Genomic DNA, 17234 nt, shown 5'->3' with positions numbered 1-17234 from the left:
ACCTGATACCTGTTACTTTTTACCTTTTCTTTTTTGCGGGTGCAAAGGTAAAACAAAATCAGCCAGGATGAGTTTGGTATGAAAAATTTTGATTTAAGTCAATTCTTATTCGTTAATCACAAGATTGCGGATTACACATTCCATACCCTTACTCTTCGCATTTTTATCTTTGGAGATACGTACGGTTAGTTTGTGCGTCTTTTGGGAATCCAGTTCCGACTCCAGTACATACAGCCAGGGAAGATAGAGTCCCTTGCTCCATTTGGTAAATGTATCCAGTTTGCGGAATTCCTTGCCGTCAATGCTATATTCGATGATTCCCGAATAGGGACCGCAAGCCATGAACAAACCTACTGCTTTTCCTTTGAAGGAATACGTGAAAGTTGCTCCCGGAGTGTCGGAGTACAGCATCGGGACATTGACAAACCCTTTTCGTGTACCTGTTTTCTCTTTCGGTTGCCAGGAAGAGAGGATGCTCCAGCCTTTCTCAATCCGGGCTTCTTTCAAGTCGACAAACTTTCCGTTGGTGTAGCTGTATTTGTCCAAAGCCTTTGCAGGTATTTCGTGCGGCTGGCGTGTGCAATTCTCCGGCAATGACCACATTTCGTCCCATAGTGCTTGTATGTCGGCTGCATAAAACTTGTGTCCGAACCATTTAGGATGTACACCGCCGAATTCTTTCCAGGTGAATTCTTTATCTTCTATCCGCTCTGAAACTTCTTGTGCACAATTAATGGAAGGAATCAGATAATGATTGGCAACCCTTTCGTGGTTCAGAATAACATCCGGTGTCTGCCCTTTGGGGAACATCTGAAGGAAAGGCTCGTATACAAAGTGCAGCATGATAATGTCGGTATGAGGATTTGCTGTCAGTGCATGGCGGACTACCCCTTCCATTCCCCGGATTTGGTCGCGTGGAGAGAACCCGTTGGTATGGTCGTTTACGGCACCTTCGATAAACAACAGGTCAATATCTCCTCTTGGTATTCCTACAATTGATGTTGCCTGGGAGAAGGCTGCGCATCCGGAAAAAGCCAATACACAAGACGGGTTACGGGAAATTGTACGTCGTGAACGTCAGATTGAGTTCTATCTCGAGAATCACCGTTTCTGGGATTTACGTCGTTGGAAACAAGCTGAAATATTAGGAGAAAAAGTCAAGGGGCTGAACATTTATGGCAAGACAGAAGAAGACTTTTTCCAAGTGAAGGAACTGAACGTAATCCGTACTTTCAAAGAAGCACAATATCTGATGCCTATCCCGCAACCGGAAATTAACAAGTGTCCGCAGTGGGTTCAAAACCCCGGCTACTAACAAGTAAAGTTTCTGATAGGTTGTCAAGCCCTACATTTTCAGGTGCAGGTAAGTATGACTTGTATTTCAAGTGTTTATCTGCATCTGTTATAGGTATACTTATTTTCTAGTAGATAATTATGAGAAAGATATTATTGATTATCATTGTCGGCTTATTTTTGTTGACAAGTATAGATGGTTATGCACAAAAAAGCAAAGTTGTCCGGTTGCCTATTCAAACAGAAATACCTGTTCGTCCGGCAGGGCAACTGGATGTGATTCAACTTACCGCCCCCAAAATTGATACGGTACGTGTGGGTTTCATCGGATTGGGTATGCGTGGTTCCAGTGCAATAGCGCGCTGGACACACATTCCGGGGATACAAATTATTGCCTTGTGCGATCTTCTTCCCGAACGTGTAGAGAAATCACAAAAAGTTCTGAGAAAAGCCGGTCTGCCGGCAGCAGTATCTTATGTCGGTTCGGAAGATGCATGGAAAAAATTATGTAAACGCAAAGATATCGACCTTATTTATATAGCAACAGATTGGGAACATCATGCCGAAATGGGTGTATATGCAATGGAGCATGGAAAACATGTGGCTATCGAGGTTCCTGCTGCAATGACTTTGGATGAAATATGGAAACTTGTTAATACTTCAGAAAGAACTCGTAAACACTGTATGCAATTAGAAAATTGCATATACGACTTTTTTGAATTAACTACTCTCAATATGGCACAACAAGGTGTATTTGGTGAAGTTTTACATGTAGAAGGGGCTTATATTCATAATTTGGAGAATGTATGGCGACGCTATTGGAATAACTGGCGTATGGATTACAACCGAAAACATCGGGGAGATATATATGCTACTCATGGCATAGGCCCTGTATGCCAGATACTTAATATCCATCGGGGAGATCGCATGAAAACCTTGGTTTCGATGGATACAAAAGCTGTGAGTGGTCCGGCATATATCAAAAAGCAAACGGGCAAAGAGGTTGAAGACTTTCAGAACGGAGACCAGACATCTACCTTTATCCGTACGGAGAATGGTAAAACGATTTTGATTCAGCATAACGTGATGACTCCCCGTCCTTATAGTCGGATGTATCAGGTAGTAGGGACGGATGGATATGCCAGCAAGTATCCGATTGAGGAGTATTGTTTAAGACCTTCTCAAGTTAATTCAGAGGATATTCCTAATCATGAAAATCTAAATACACATCGGGCAGTCGCAAAAGAAGTAAAGAAAGTTTTGATGGATAAATATAAACATCCTATTCATAAAGAACTGGAAGAGAGAGCTAAAAAGGTAGGCGGACATGGTGGAATGGATTATATCATGGATTATCGGCTCGTATACTGTCTGCGGAATGGCCTGCCGCTGGACATGGATGTTTATGACTTAGCAGAATGGTGTTGCATGGCGGAACTCACACGCATTTCCATAGAAAACGGTTCGGCTCCGGTAGCAGTTCCCGATTTTACCCGTGGAGGATGGGATAAGGTAAAAGGTTACCGGCACTTTTTTGTTAAATAGTTCGGTTACTGAAAAAACGATGATTCTTAAAAACGGAATATTTAATCATCGGAGAAGGACGTAAATCGCAGTTTGATAAGGAAAAGCAGGAAGATGCCAAGCATTTGTAATTACGTGACTCTCTCTTTCTGCTGTTTTGAGAATATTCTATTCAAAGTGTGATAGATTCTTGATTATTTTAGTTATTCGGAGAGAATATATCCGAATAATTAATCATTTTATTGTTTTTCTCTTTCCGATATATTATGATAAACTAGAGAGAAAAAGCTTCTTAATAACCCATTTTTATATTCCTCACCGGGAAACGATAGCTTCCCCGGTGAGGAACAAGTCGATGCACACCGAGGAACACCTCGTTGGTTTTAAAGCAATGAACAGTTTCCGAATAGAGAAAGATGCATATCTTGTTTGGTTTTATGCAATATTAGGCTATTTTTTGTATGCTCATGCATTTATTTATGCAGTTTATTTTCTGGTTCGTTATTTTCTAACTAGCTATTTCCCAACAGAATATTAAAAATAGAACATTGACAGGTTTATATTATCATTTCGAATTCTGCTTTGTTTACTTGGTATATTTCAATACCGCCTTCACCGGAAAATGGTCTGAAGGAATGCGTGCTTCATACTTTCCGGTGGCTTCGTTTTTAATTCGGTAAGTATCTGTCAGCACTCCGTACTTCTCAACAGCGAAGTTTTTAGTAACGAAGATATGGTCGATACGGTTGGGAGTATATGTGTTCGGATTCCATCCCGCACATGTTCCATTAGTTGCATATCTCAGTTGCGCGACCTCATAAGAGTCTGATAATATTCCGGATTCATGAAGTACTTGATAGCTTTCGCTGGTTTGGTCTACATTGAAATCTCCAGTGAGTATGACGGGGTCTTTGCCACACATCTCTTTAATCTTGCTGATAACCAGCTTGGCACTTTCGCGACGTGCCACTACTCCGATATGGTCCATGTGCAGGTTAAAGAACCAGAATCTGAACTTGCTTGTAATATCCTTGAATTCTCCCCATGTACAGATGCGGGTATAGGCTGCATCCCATCCTTTATTCGGCTTCGAGGTATCTTCCGATAACCAAAAATTCCCGGATTTGAGTAGCTTGAATTTATCCTTCCGGTAGAAGACAGGCGCATATTCCCCTTTCGTTTTCCCGTCATCCCGTCCTACGCCTATATAGCTGTATTGCGGCAGGGCATTCAACATATCTTCCAGTTGGTTATGTTTCACTTCCTGTGCTCCGAATATATCGAAGTCATGAAAGGTGATTAACTGGGTGAGTACCGGGCAACGCTGTTCCCAGCCGTTTCCGGCTTTGGCATCGTTCGGGTTACTGTTTCGTACATTATAAGAAGCGACATTCAGTTGCTGCGCATTCAGTATTGACACACTGCAGAGCGCCAATACAATAAAAAGTTTTCTCATTGTTTTTTATTGTTAGATGGTTATTAAGTATCCTTTTCTTCTGTCTGTCCGCTCCTGTATTCTTTGGGAGAAGTGTTGTATAACTTGGCAAACTCCCGGTAGAAATAAGACTTGTTTGAGAAGCCCGATTTATACATAATCTCGGTAACGGTAAGCTTGGTAGTCTTTAATAGGCCTGCTGCATATTCCAGGCGGATGGTACGGACAAATTCGCTTGGTGTCTTTTCCGTCAATTCTTTGAGTTTACGATACAATCCCGCTTTGCTTACTCCTATAAAGTCTGCGAGAGAATCCGGGTTTATGGATTCGTCGTCAATATTATCTTCGATGAATTTGATAATCTTGTCCAGTAACAGCTCATCCTCTTTATGCATAGTGATTCCATCCCTTACGATGAGAGAGGAACGACCGGATTTGAAATACTCTTTCATCAGAGAGTATTTATTAATCATATTCTCTACCGCACTCAATACATGTCTCGGATGGAAAGGTTTGGGGATATATAAGTCCGTTCCATGATTGTAAGCGTTAATCTGGTCTTCGATGGAGTTCTTGGCGGAGATATGGATAATCGGAATGTGGGCAGTCCGCTCGTTGGCTTTCAATATATCCGTCAGAGTGATGCCGTCCAGCCTGGGCATCAATACATCGCTGATAATAATATCCGGCTGTTTCTGTTCTACCTCTTTCAGCGCCTCTTCCCCGTCGGCTGCTTCCCGAACCTGGTAGTAAGGAAGCAGGATATCTTTCAGAAGTTCGCGGATATTCTTTTCATCTTCTACAATCAATATACTAATTTCCTTTTGTTTAGGGACAAAAAGCATTTCACCGGCTTCTGCCTCTTCTTCTGCCGGCTGACTTTCTTTTCCGGAATTCACGTGCATGGACGGTAGAGACACATTGAATTCTACATACTCTCCCAATACACTTCCTACGGTGATTTCTCCACCCAATAACTCCGTCAGGCTCTTGGTCAGATTCAGGCCGACTCCGGTGCTTCCCGCATGTTTTAGGTTACTGCTCTCAAAAATCTTGAACCGGCTGAATATCTCACTCATTTGTTTCTCAGTCAGCCCCTTGCCCGAGTTGCGGATTCGGAAATGCAATGTCCCGTCAGTAACATTCTCTCGTATTTCAGCACGGATATATCCGCCGGACGGCGTATATTTGAAGGCGTTGGAAAGCAAATTGAATATTATTTTTTCCAGTGCATTCCGGTCTGTTGTAAAGGATGATACTTCTTTGCTTTTGAAGCTGAAGTCTATCTTGTTTTCTTCGGCAATTTCGGTATAGTTGTCCGATACATAGTCGACGAGCAACTGAATATCCACTTTTTCAGCATAGATAGCCGTATGTCCCGCTTCTGCTTTCCGGAACTCCATCAGTTCGTTGATAAGCTTCTGCATCCGGTCGGCATTGTTCTTGATGATGTAGATATATCTTTTTGTATAACTGTCGAGGTCTGCCTTTTCCAACAAGTGCTGTGCCGGGCCGTATATCAGTGTCAACGGAGTGAAAAACTCGTGTGCCACATTCGTGAAGAAGTTCAACTTCGATTCATGGATACGTTGCTGGTTTTGTTTTTCGATATGTTCCAGTAGAATCTGACGGTTTAGCCGGATTCTATTCTTGATGACGGATTGCGTGATATAGATAGCAATGGCAATCAGGATAAAATAAATAATAAAAGCGGTGGTACTGAGCCACCAGGGGTAAGCGATGTCCAAATTGAGGGAATAGATTTCGTTGCTCCATACCCGGTCGCCATTGGTGCATTTTACTTCCAGTTTATATTTTCCCGGCGGTAGTTTGGTGATAACGATATTCGGGTTATTCTCATTGTAAATCCATTCGTCGGCAAAGTCGATAATGCGGTAGCTGAACTCACAATTCTCATTGTTGATAAAATCATGTGCGGCAAATCCCAAAGTAATATAAGGCTCGTCATAGTCCAATCGGAGTGTATGGTTACGGATACGTTCGTAGATATTCCGGCTTGTATTGTTTATCTTCAGGCTGTTCAGGCTTAATGATGCGATATGTTCCCGTAAGCGTATCTTATTTTCGTCGAAATAGTTCAACCCGCTGACTCCGCCGAAATACAACCATCCGGCTTTGTCCTTAAAAATAGCCCCATCAGAAAATTCGTCGTTTTGAAGCCCGTTTCTTGAGGAATAATTGGTAATTTTTCCCGAGGGCAAGTCGATAAAGGAAATGCCTTGATTGGTGCTTGCCCAAATATTCCCGTTCTCATCTTTCAGGATGCCGTGAATCGTATTATTGGGCAATCCGTTATTATCCGTATATTCGGTGATGGAAGGCGGTGTGGCTGTCGGGAACAACCGGTTAAGACCATAACTGGTACCTATCCAAATACTGGCAGAATCTCCTTTAGTCAGATAAATCACGTCATTGTTAGTCAGGGACAAGCCGGGGTCTATCTCATTCATCTGCCGGAAACGTTCGGACGCGATATCGAACTTATTAATTCCGCCCCCTCGCGTGCCTAGCCAAAGTTCATTCTCATCGTATCCGGCAATAACCGAATAAATGATATTATTGCTTGGCGAAGAAGGGCCGGGAGATTTATATTGTTTCATGTCCGTTACTCTATAACTTTTTCCTTCCCTTTGCAGGCTCAGCTTGATAAGTCCGTAGCCGGAAGTTCCCAACCATAAAAGTGAATCATTATGGGTGAAAAGGATACTGTAAACTGCCCTGAAAGCTGGAAATTCAGCGGGAATACCCAGTTTCTTCACCTGGCTGCCATTGAGTGGAATATAATTGATACCCGCCCCTTCGGTTCCGATGAATATATCCCCGGACATATTTTTGCGGATAGTATAAACGGAGTTGGAGATTAACCCGTTGCCTGTTGAAAGATAGGGGGTGACTCCCCGTTCCTGCTTGTCAAGCAGCAGGATACCTTCTCCTTTTGTTCCTACGAGTATATTGCCATTGTCTTCCTCACAAAAACAGCGGACAGGATAATTCGTTTTTACGGTATGGAAAGGCGAACTGTGTTCATAGACTTCCAATATCCCTTGTCCGTCCGTACCTACCCAAAGGATATTCTGCGAGCCGATATAAATAGTGAAAATGGAAGCTTTCTCCGGCAATTGGAGTAATTCCGTTGAAGTCCCATTTTCAAGATTATATCTGATGCATCCCCCCTCGATAAAGCTGATAAGGAGATATTCACCGTGGCAGATAGCTTGTGATACAGTCTTGTTCTCCGGAATATTTATACTGTCCAATATACGGTTATCTTGTGAAACAGTCAGCGTCCTGTCATCGTTAATGATGAGGCAGTCTTGGGAAAGATAAATATTGGAAACGGGGGCACAGTGCCTGATTTCTTCTTTGAACGAGAGTTCGGGACAGGAGTTGCGGACGGTCAGTTGATAGTGCAATAATTGTCCATGTCCTGTGAGAAAGAATATCCGGTCTTTGGAATCAATGACGAAGTTCCTGATATCATCGGGCAGGTCATTTTTCAAGGATACAAACTCCTGTCTCCGGTCATCGAAACAGAATAGACCCTGCTCTTTCACATAACAGATAATATGCTTGCTGGAAGTGATACCCAGCAGAAATGACTTCTCCTGTTTCGGCGGATTATTCTGTGTACCTAGATAATAAGGAGTAAATTGTTGAGTAGAACGCTTCCACCGGTTCACCCCATAGTCCGTAGATACCCATAGGATAGAGTCGCTCTGCTCGATAATCTGCCAGATGAGATTATTGCTGATAGACCCTGCATCTTTTTTATTATAAGAATAGGTCTTGAAGCTACGACCGTTATATGCATTTAATCCGTCCCATGTCCCTACCCAAAGCGTATGTTCCGAATCTTCGAGGAAACAATTCACCGAATTATTGGATAATCCATCCGCATTGGAAATCTGTTTTACTACATTCTGCGAATGTAATAAAGCAGGCATCAGGCATGAACAAATAAGGATGCAGATGCAACGGAAATAGGAGTGTTTTCGTAGAATCATGTCGCAAAGATAGAGAGGAAAAATAAGAAAACAAAGATAAAAATATGCTGTACAACACCTGTATACCCTTTTGAGAATATAGTACACTCTTCCCGTCGTCGTGTGGGGTAGCTTTGCCACGAGAAATAAAAACAACACTTATTTAATGATTAGAAAATGGATATTGCAAAACGATTTCATCAGAACCCATTATTGAAACCATCCGATTTACAACCGGGAATAGAAGGTATGGAAATCACCTGTTTCCTGAATCCCGGCGTATTCCGCTTCGACGGAAAAACCTGGTTATTACTGCGGGTAGCCGAACGCCCCGTACAGAAACAGGGAGTGATTAGTTTCCCCGTATATAATAAGGAAGGGAAGATAAAAGTGCTTTCTTTCGACGAGAATGACCCGGAGCTGGACGCTTCCGACCCTCGTGTGATAGGATATGCGGGACAGGATTATCTGACTACCATGTCTTATCTCCGGTTGGTATCGAGCGAGGACGGCATCCATTTTAAGGAAGAACCGGATTATCCGCCTATTTTCGGCAAAGGGGCATTAGAGGCTTTCGGCATCGAGGACTGCCGGGTGGCAACTACTGCCGACGGTTATTACCTGACGTTTACCGAAGTCTCTTCCGTTGCCGTCGGTGTAGGGCTGATTCATACCCGTGACTGGAAGAGTTACACTCGTCACGGCATGATTTTCCCCCCTCATAATAAAGATTGTGCCTTGTTCGAAGAGAAAATAAACGGCAAATATTTCGCCTTGCATCGTCCGAGTAGTCCCGAACTGGGCGGCAACTATATCTGGCTTGCCGAATCACCCGACCGGTTGCACTGGGGTAACCACCGTTGCGTTGCGACCACTCGCCCCGATAGCTGGGACTGTGCCCGTGTGGGTGCGGGCGCCGCGCCTATCCGTACAGAGGAAGGCTGGCTGGAGATTTATCATGGTGCAGACTATCAGAACCGCTATTGCCTGGGAGCCCTTCTGCTTGACTTGAACGACCCCTCAAAGGTAATCGCCCGAAGCAAAGCTCCTATAATGGAACCGACTGCTCCTTACGAGCAAACCGGATTCTTCGGGAATGTAGTCTTCACGAACGGGCATCTGGTAGAAGGGGATACGGTGACTGTTTACTATGGTGCGAGTGATGAAGTAATCTGCGGAGCGGAGTTCTCCATAGGAGAGATTCTTCGTTCATTAAAGTCATGACATATATAAAGGTATAGAATGAATAAATTGAAAAGAGAATATCAATTCTTCAAGCAGCAGACTCCCAATGTACGTGTACTGCTGATGACTAACCTGCTCTATGCGTTCGTGCTTCCTGTGGTGGAGATATTTGTAGGCGCTTATGTGATGCGTCACACGAGCGAGCCTGTTTCCGTAGCTTTCTATCAACTTTTTATGTATATCGGCATCATTGCGACCTCTTTTGTCAACGGCTTCCTGTTGCGGCATGTCAGCGTGAAAGTACTGTATGCAGGCGGGATATTAGTTAGCGGGCTGTCGATGTTTGCCATGATGCTGGTGAAGTCATTGGGCTTTGTAGAGTTAGGCATAGCAGGTTTTGTCCTTGGAGCCGCATCGGGTTTCTTTTGGACCAACCGCTATCTATTGACTCTCAACAACACGACCGATAGTAGCCGGAACTACTTTTTCGGACTGGAATCTTTCTTTTTCTCCATCACTTCGATAACTGTTCCTTTATTGATTGGTGCATTCATCAGCCAGATAGATGGCAAAGAAATCATGGGATGCCTGATTGATATAAATGGTGCCTATCGTTTGGTCACAGTCGGAGTCATAGTCGTGACCCTGTTTGCCGTAGCTGTCTTGTGGCGTGGTAAGTTTGCCAATCCGGTACAGAAGAACTTTCTGTATTTCCGGTTCTGTACACTGTGGAAGAAAATGCTGTTGCTGGCTTCCCTGAAAGGAATGGTACAGGGATTCCTGGTGACTGCCCCCGCCATCCTGGTTCTGAAACTGGTCGGTGATGAAGGGACATTAGGCTTGATACAGGGAATTAGCGGTACGCTGACGGCTATACTGGTCTATGTACTGGGGCGTATTGCCAAACCCGAAGACCGCCCGAAGATATTTATTGCCGGGTTACTCGTCTTTTTTATCGGTACTCTGTTCAACGGAGTCTTGTTTTCAGCCACCGGAGTGATTATCTTTGTCCTCTGTAAGGTAATCTTTCAGCCCTTGTTTGACTTGCCTTACTATCCCATTATGATGCAAACCATCGACGCAGTAGTTAAAATCGAGAAAAGAAATGAATACACTTATATTTTAAGCCACGAATTCGGACTATTCCTGGGGCGTGCTTTCGGGCTCATCCTTTTTATGGCACTTGCCTTTGCCATATCACAGGATTTTGCATTGAAGTACGCATTGATACTGGTAGGAGCCTTGCAGTTGATAGCCTACCCGTTGGCCCGGAACATCATCAAACAGAACCAAACGGTTCGCTAATATTTCAAAACCATTAAGCTGCCATTGCAAACGGATGAATTATTATGTTGTACAGCACCTATATACCCTTTTGAGAATATAGTACACTCTATTTTCTGCGGGGTACGATAGTTTTGCTGGCAGAAAAACGATGAACGACCGATTCGGGAAAACTAAAAAAACGACGTATGATAAAACTAAAATCTGTAATCTATTTAATCAGTATGATGACACTAGCCGGATGCTCCGGGCAGAAACAGGCATCCGTAGCTGTCGAAGAACAGAGCGGACAATGGATACTCGGCCCTTTTGTCCGCCCGGAAGGGGTGAATCCGGTGATTTCTCCGCAACCGACTACTTTCCAATGCCCGATGCGCAAGCAGCCGGTAAGATGGGAAGAGAGTGACACTTTCAATCCGGCGGCAACCGTCAAAGACGGGAAGATTGTGGTACTCTACCGTGCGGAAGACAACTCGGCGCAAGGCATCGGAAAGAGAACATCCCGCATTGGCTATGCGGAAAGTGCGGACGGAGTGACGATGAGCCAAGCGGACGCACCGGTACTCTTTCCTTCCGAAGACGATTTTAAAGAAATAGAATGGGAAGGTGGTTGCGAAGACCCGCGTGTGGCAATGACGGAAGACGGATTGTACGTCATGCTTTATACAGCCTGGAACCGCAATCTTCCCCGCTTGGCGGTGGCTACTTCCAGAGACTTGAAAAACTGGACGAAACACGGACTCGCTTTTGCGAAAGCGTACAACGGGCGTTTTGCCAATATAGCAAGCAAATCGGCTTCTATTGTCACCGGAGTGAAAGACGGCAGACTGGTCATTGAGAAAGTGGCTGGCAAATACTTTATGTATTGGGGGGAGAATTCGGTATGTGCCGCAACTTCCGATAACCTGACCGACTGGACTCCGATACTGAACGAAAACAACGAACTAAGGGAGATAGCCAAACCCCGCAACGGGTATTTCGACAGCCGCCTGACTGAGTGCGGGCCGCCGGCTATCAAGACCGTGAACGGTATTGTATTATTATACAATGGCAAGAACGGATACAAGGAAGAAAGGGACCCGGCATACCCCGCAGGCGCTTATTGTGCAGGGCAGTTCCTGTTTGACGCCAACGACCCTTATAAAGTACTCGACCGCTTGGATAAACCTTTCTTTGTGCCCGAAGCCGCTTTCGAGAAGAGCGGTCAGTACAAGGACGGAACAGTGTTTATCGAAGGGCTGGCTTACTTTAAAAACAAATTATATCTCTATTATGGCTGTGCCGATTCGCAGGTTGCAGTAGCGATATGTGATGATAATATAGATTCGAAACTTAAAACACATAACTAATTTAATCTATGAAACATGTTTGTAAAATGAACACGGTTGTCTTAAAGTCGTTCAACGACCGGCTGAAGATAGCTACTGTTTCAGCTTTAATGGCAGGGACTTTCCTGTGCGTGCCGTTTACGGTATATGCGGAAAGCCCTTCGGTATCGGGTATCGAACAGACCGTTCGGAATATCACGGTGAAAGGTGTGGTTGCTGATGCCGGCGGAGAACCGGTTATCGGAGCTTCGGTGCAACTGAAAGGTGCTGCCGGTGTGGGGACGATTACCGATGTGGACGGTAAGTTTACCTTGCCGGTTCCCGCTAATGGAGTGTTACAGATTTCCTATATAGGATATAAAACAACAGAAGTGCGGGTGAACGGGCAAGCTGGACTGAAAGTAACTTTGCAGGAAGATACCGAGACGCTGGACGAGGTAGTGGTGGTGGGTTACGGCATTCAGAAGAAGGCTTCCGTGACCGGTTCGGTCGCTGCCATCTCTTCGGATAAGTTGATGGAAGTAAAAGCTCCCAGTGTGACGAATATGCTCGCCGGACGTTTGCCGGGTTTGCGTGCCGTACAGCGTAGCGGAAGCCCCGGTGATGATGGAGCTTCCGTTGATATTCGCGGATATGGAAGCATGCTGGTGATTGTGGACGGTATCGAGCGTGATTATACGCAGCTCGACCCAAATGATATCGAGTCCATCTCTATCCTGAAAGATGCCGCCGCAGCGGTCTACGGTTTTAAAGGTTCAAACGGTGTTCTGCTGGTTACTACCAAGAAAGGGACGGAACAGAAGGTAAAGATAGAATATAACGGCTATGTAGGCTTTCAGAAAGTGACCCGCTATCCGGAGATGATGAATGCTTATGAGTATGCCTCTCTTTACAATGAAGCGATTCACAATGCCAACCCGTGGCGCGGAGCTTCCGCTTACTCGCAAGAACAACTGGAAGCTTACCGGAATGGTACGGCAGGTACGGACTGGTGGAGTGAGACGATGCGTAGCACCGCTCCCCAGACTTCACATAACTTGAGCCTGACAGGCGGTACGGAAAAAGTGAAATATTATATGTCTATCGGATATATGGACCAGGGCGGTATTATCCGTTCGGGCGACTGGAATTACCAACGTTACAACGTCCGTTCCAACCTGAGCGTGGAAGTGGCTAAGGGACTGAACGTGGAACTGCGTTTGAGCGGACGCTTCGACAACCGCAAAAAGCCTTACAATGGCGATAACCTGTTCCGTTCGGCACAAATGGCTATCCCGACTTACTCCATGTATGCCAATGACAACCCGGATTATTGGGGAGCCGTAGGAGATATGGCGAACCCCGTGCATGTTTCCGATTCGGACGACAGTGGTTATGAAGACCGCCTGCGTCGCGAATTTAACAGCTCGTTGGCTATCACCTGGCAACTTCCCTGGGTGAAAGGACTGATGGCGAAAGCATTGGTTGCCTACGACTATACGAACAAAGAATGGAAAACGTGGCGGAAAGACCTCTCGGAATATACGTATGATTATGCGAATGAAGAGTATATAGAGAAAGTGGTTAATACCGCGCATCTGGAATCGAAGCTGGAAAACTATGACAAACCGACCTATCAGTTCTCTATGAACTACAACAATACGTTTGCTAAAAAGCATAATATCGGTGCCATGCTCGTATGGGAAATGTATAATGACAAGAAGAACTGGGTGACCGGGACACGTGACTTTGCTATCGGGCTGATTCCTGACCTGGACTATGGGGATAAAACGAATCAGGAAGCTTCCGGCAAGACACAGGAAACGGCTCACACCGGCTTGGTGGGACGTCTGAACTATGATTTCTCCAACCGTTATCTGGTGGAATTCAATTTCCGCTATGACGGAACTTATAAATTCCGTGCAGGTAATCGTTGGGGATTCTTTCCGGGTGTTTCATTGGGATGGCGTGTTTCCGAAGAGGCTTTTTTCAAGAAACTGTTGCCCGATATGGATAACCTGAAAATCCGTGCTTCGTACGCCAAAGTGGGCGATGAAGGGGATTTCGACGCGTTCCAGTATCTGGATGGATATACGTCTCACGGAAGCTATATCATGGGCAGCAACGGAGTGACTTCGGGCATGACTACGGTAGGTATGGCAAACCCGTGGCTGACTTGGTATGAATCGAAGATTATGAACATCGGCTTTGAGGCGTCTTACCACAGGGGACTGATTTCTGTGGAGTTCGACTGGTTCCGCAGAAACCGTTCCGGTCTGCCTGCCACCCGTGTAGGCTCATTGCCTACTATCTTCGGTGAATCAATGCCGCAGGAGAACCTGAATTCTGATATTAACACCGGATTCGAGATTGTAGTCGGGCATAAAAACCGGATTGGCAATTTTAATTATAATGTGTCGGCCAACTTCTCTACTACCCGGATTAAGTATGATTATGTAGAGCGGGCGGCTTCCACCAATATGTATGATGATTGGCGTAATAACACCAACGGGCGTTACAAGGATATCCGTTGGGGAAAGAAAGTAATCGGGCAGTTTACTTCTTTCGAGGAAATTTTGAACTCACCGGTTCAGGATAAGGACGGTAACCGTTCGCTGATGCCGGGTGATTTGAAATTCGAAGACTACAATGGTGACGGTATTATTGATGATAACGATACGCAACCACTCGGACACGGTGCCACACCCCGTATGTACTATGGCTTGAATATGTCCGGAGAATACAAAGGATTCGACCTGACTGTCTTCTTCCAGGGAGCTGCCGGACACGATATTTATGTTAGCGGGGATATTCTCGACCCGTTTATCCAGCAAGGTTTAGGTAATGGGCTGGCTATCATGACCGACCGCTGGCACCGGGAAGACCCGACCGACCCTTATAGCAAATGGATTCCGGGATATATGCCTGCCGCACGCGTGGCAGGTGTCGCCGATAACCGTTCCAGTAACTCGTGGTCATTGCACAACGCAAGTTACCTGCGCCTGAAAACCTTGGAACTGGGATACACGCTTCCTAAAGTCTTGACAAAAAAGGCGGCTATCGACCGGGTGCGTTTCTATATCAACTGCAACAATCTGCTGACTTTCACCAAGCGTGACGGACTGATGAAGAACGTCGACCCCGAAAGCAATTCCAGCGGAATACGCTATTATCCGCAGATGAAGACGTATAACTTTGGCGTAAATGTAACCTTCTAAAACCAGTAAAGACAATGAATAGGAATTATCTGAAATATATATTGATAGGCGGGGCATCCATCTTCGTATGGACGGGATGCGATGATTATCTGAACCGTGAGAGTACCAGCGGTGTCAACACACCGGATTTGATTTGGCAAAATCCGAAAGCAATCACAGCCGTATTGGCGGATATGTATGACTCGGGACTGAAACTGGATGAGTTCGACGACTGGTATGGAAGCAAGAAGGCGAACCTGGCGAATCAGACCAGCCTTTCGGATGAGGCTACCGCCAGTTATCAGAAAGAGAGCGCATTCGACAAGTCGAACTCTACTTATTCTTATGGCGACTATGTATTCAACGACGACATGGTGACCCGCTACAAGCAAATCCGCATTGTAAACAACTTCCTGCTGAATATTGAGAAAACTTCCGTATTGAGTGAGGATGAGAAAGAAGAACTCGGAGCAGAAGCCCGTTTTATCCGTGCTATGCAGTACTTCGGACTGGTGAAACGTTATGGGGGCGTTCCTTTGCAGACTGTTCCGCAAGAATATACCGCAGGAAATACAGAAGCTCTTTACCAGGCTCGTGATACGGAAGCCGCGACCTATGATTTCATTATCAATGAATGTAAAGCTATCTATGAATCATTGCCGGAAGTACGCAGCAGTGATGCCAAATACCGCGCAAATCGTGGAACGGTGCTTGCCTTGTGGTCACGTGCCGCACTGTATGCCGGTACTATCGCCAAGTATTCCAAAACGCTGACTCTGACAGGCGAGGCTGTTTCCAAAGGATATGTGTATATTCCCGAGACAGAAGCGGAACGTTACTTTGACGAATGTTACACTGCTTCATCGAAGATTCTGGATGAAATGGTTCCCCGTGTGTATAGCTTGTATAAATCGACCGGTACGGAAGCGGAAGAGCTGGCGCAGAACTTTTACAATCTCTTCTCCAAAGCAGTGAATGGGGATAACGGAGAATATATTTTCCAGAAACAGTATAATGTGGCTGCCGGTAAAGGACATATGTGGGATAAACTGAATGTTCCTTTCTCTTATCGTGGCGACGGTTGGGGATGCGGCATGTCTCCGGTACTGGAAATGGTAGAGGAATTTGAATATATTGACGGTACGGAAGGGAAGCTGAAGATGAAAGACAGCGGTGGAAAAGCTATCAGCTATGATAGCCCGTATGATATCTTTAAGAATAAAGACCCTCGTTTATTAGGTTCGGTTTACCTGCCCGGTGCTGATTATAAAGGATACGGCGGCGGTAAAATCGAATGGATACGCGGTGTCATCAACGGACAGGATGGGATAGGAACCAAGTATGAAGCTTCCGCCCAACCGGATAAGGAGAACAAAGTTGTAATAGACGGACAGACTTATAATACTTCGGGAAAAGACGGTGGTTCATTAAGTGTAGGTGACGCCAGCAAGACGGGTTTCTATCAGCGTAAATTCCTGGATGAAAGTCTGACGGACTATACGGACATCGACGCAAAACGTTCTTCTACTCCCTGGGTGGTTTTCCGTCTGGCAGAAATCTATCTGAATCGTGCAGAGGCTTGCATGGAATTGAATCAACACCTGGACGTGGCATTGAAAGATATCAATGAGATTCGCGGCAGGGCAGGCATCAAACTATTGACTGCCGGTAACCTGACGCTGGATAAAGTGCGCCATGAACGGAAAGTGGAACTTGCTTTTGAGAAGCATCGTTACTGGGATTTGAAACGTTGGCGCCTGGCTCATCTGGATGTAAGCAAAGGTGGTTTGACCAATTTCCGCGGCACGGCTCTCTGTCCGTATTACAATGTTAAGAGCGGCAAGTACACCTTTGAAACCGGTGTGCCCGAAAAGAGAAAGCGTCTTTTCCTTGAAAAGAACTACTATACGGTGTTCCGTGCCGAGGACTTGAGTACGAATCCGTTGATGGTACAGAATCCGGGTTACGGTAATTGATACGTCCAATTGTAAGTTTAAAGAAGAAA

At 45.3% G+C, this 17234-nt stretch carries 10 protein-coding genes; 7 read left to right on the top strand and 3 right to left on the bottom strand.

The window, feature by feature from the left end:
• Nucleotides 1–105: 105 nt before the first annotated feature.
• Nucleotides 106–963, bottom strand: coding sequence for an SGNH/GDSL hydrolase family protein (locus tag CLIN57ABFB40_RS12925; protein WP_175630490.1), 858 nt, complete (start codon nucleotides 961–963; stop codon nucleotides 106–108).
• Between CLIN57ABFB40_RS12925 and CLIN57ABFB40_RS12920 the strand changes: the two genes are divergently transcribed.
• Nucleotides 929–1315, top strand: a complete 387-nt coding sequence (locus CLIN57ABFB40_RS12920) for a RagB/SusD family nutrient uptake outer membrane protein (protein ID WP_254871772.1) — start codon at nucleotides 929–931, stop codon at nucleotides 1313–1315. The genes CLIN57ABFB40_RS12925 and CLIN57ABFB40_RS12920 overlap by 35 nt on opposite strands.
• Before the next feature lie 119 nt (nucleotides 1316–1434).
• Nucleotides 1435–2838, top strand: coding sequence for a Gfo/Idh/MocA family protein (locus CLIN57ABFB40_RS12915; RefSeq protein WP_175630489.1), 1404 nt, complete (start codon nucleotides 1435–1437; stop codon nucleotides 2836–2838).
• A 565-nt stretch (nucleotides 2839–3403) separates the two neighbouring features.
• On the opposite strand, the gene CLIN57ABFB40_RS12910 is transcribed toward CLIN57ABFB40_RS12915, so the two are convergent.
• Complete coding sequence (locus CLIN57ABFB40_RS12910; RefSeq protein ID WP_175630488.1) at nucleotides 3404–4273, bottom strand: endonuclease/exonuclease/phosphatase family protein; 870 nt, start codon at nucleotides 4271–4273, stop codon at nucleotides 3404–3406.
• Nucleotides 4274–4296: 23 nt separating this feature from the next.
• A complete protein-coding gene (locus CLIN57ABFB40_RS12905) occupies nucleotides 4297–8277 on the bottom strand; it encodes a hybrid sensor histidine kinase/response regulator transcription factor (RefSeq protein WP_175630487.1) in 3981 nt (1326 codons plus the stop codon).
• Between the two features lie 156 nt (nucleotides 8278–8433).
• Between CLIN57ABFB40_RS12905 and CLIN57ABFB40_RS12900 the strand changes: the two genes are divergently transcribed.
• From CLIN57ABFB40_RS12900 to CLIN57ABFB40_RS12880, 5 genes are all read left to right on the top strand, one after another.
• Nucleotides 8434–9480, top strand: coding sequence for a glycoside hydrolase family 130 protein (locus CLIN57ABFB40_RS12900; RefSeq protein ID WP_175630486.1), 1047 nt, complete (start codon nucleotides 8434–8436; stop codon nucleotides 9478–9480).
• Between the two features lie 18 nt (nucleotides 9481–9498).
• Nucleotides 9499–10746 (top strand): MFS transporter, encoded by a 1248-nt coding sequence (locus CLIN57ABFB40_RS12895; protein WP_008646792.1) that lies wholly within the window; start codon nucleotides 9499–9501, stop codon nucleotides 10744–10746.
• 167 nt (nucleotides 10747–10913) lie between these two features.
• Complete coding sequence (locus CLIN57ABFB40_RS12890; RefSeq protein WP_175630485.1) at nucleotides 10914–12074, top strand: glycoside hydrolase family 130 protein; 1161 nt, start codon at nucleotides 10914–10916, stop codon at nucleotides 12072–12074.
• Nucleotides 12075–12082: 8 nt separating this feature from the next.
• The gene (locus tag CLIN57ABFB40_RS12885) at nucleotides 12083–15250 is read left to right on the top strand and encodes a SusC/RagA family TonB-linked outer membrane protein (protein ID WP_175630484.1); all 3168 of its coding nucleotides are present in this window, start codon (nucleotides 12083–12085) and stop codon (nucleotides 15248–15250) included.
• A 14-nt stretch (nucleotides 15251–15264) separates the two neighbouring features.
• Nucleotides 15265–17205 carry a RagB/SusD family nutrient uptake outer membrane protein gene (locus CLIN57ABFB40_RS12880; protein ID WP_117809034.1) on the top strand — a complete coding sequence of 647 codons (1941 nt, stop codon included), beginning with the start codon at nucleotides 15265–15267 and terminating at the stop codon, nucleotides 17203–17205.
• Nucleotides 17206–17234: the final 29 nt, after the last annotated feature.

Origin of the sequence: Bacteroides acidifaciens (assembly GCF_903181435.1) — a bacterium.
Classification (GTDB): domain Bacteria; phylum Bacteroidota; class Bacteroidia; order Bacteroidales; family Bacteroidaceae; genus Bacteroides.
Note: the sequence above shows the minus strand (reverse complement) of the source record. Positions and strands in the feature narration are given on the sequence as shown.